At 44.4% G+C, this 721-nt stretch carries 1 protein-coding gene and 1 pseudogene; both read left to right on the top strand.

Going from position 1 to position 721, the window contains the following annotated elements:
• Positions 1-113, top strand: a 113-nt coding sequence (locus ACTNDQ_RS15405; RefSeq protein WP_441065003.1) for a transposase, incomplete at its 5' end; no start/stop codon positions are given.
• 54 nt (positions 114-167) lie between these two features.
• Positions 168-721 (top strand): annotated as a pseudogene (locus ACTNDQ_RS15400) (RNA-guided endonuclease InsQ/TnpB family protein); the annotation flags it as partial.

Raw genomic sequence — 721 nt, 5'->3', positions numbered from 1 at the left:
ACCAGCTATGGAAGGGAGAGCTGTGGAACCATTCCTATTATGTGGAAACGATCGGATCTGTATCGGAGGAAAATATCCGCCGTTATATTGAGCATCAGAGCAAGTCGTATTAAACCAAGGTGGAGTGTAGATCTCTATCTGCATAGCTGTCCAAAGGGGGAAGAGGAATGCTGCTGTCACACAGAACATCTGTAAAGATCCGGCCGGAATATTCCAATATCATAGGGCATATGTGTTATGCAGCTTCCAAACTCTGGAATGTCTGCAACTACGAACGTCATCATTATAAAGAGCTGGGACTGGAAAAGTATCCTGACTGGTATTATCAGAAAAAAGCGCATAAAGGAGATCTGTGGTACAGACAGCTTCCGTCACAGACAGCACAGGAGACCTGCAAGCAGCTGGACAAAGCATGGAGATCTTTCTATGTCCTGAAAAAGACCGGAGGGATCAAAGATCCAAATCCGCCCCGTTTTAAACAGGGCAATATCCCGGTCACATACATGCAGATGGGGATCCGGCATGAGAAAGGTTCAGACCAGCTGCGGCTGTCTCTGCCAAAGGATCTGAAAAACTATATGGAAGAAACCTATGGGATCCATGAAAGATTTCTATATCTTGAAAATAAGATTTTCAGGGACATGGATCATATAAAACAATTGCGGATCTATCCGCCGGAAAACGGAAAATGTGACCTTATCGTTATCTATGAGATTGAAGG

Origin of the sequence: Blautia massiliensis (ex Liu et al. 2021) (genome assembly GCF_052064225.1) — a bacterium.
In the GTDB taxonomy this organism is placed as follows: Bacteria; Bacillota; Clostridia; order Lachnospirales; family Lachnospiraceae; genus Blautia_A; species Blautia_A fusiformis.
Note: the sequence above shows the minus strand (reverse complement) of the source record. Positions and strands in the feature narration are given on the sequence as shown.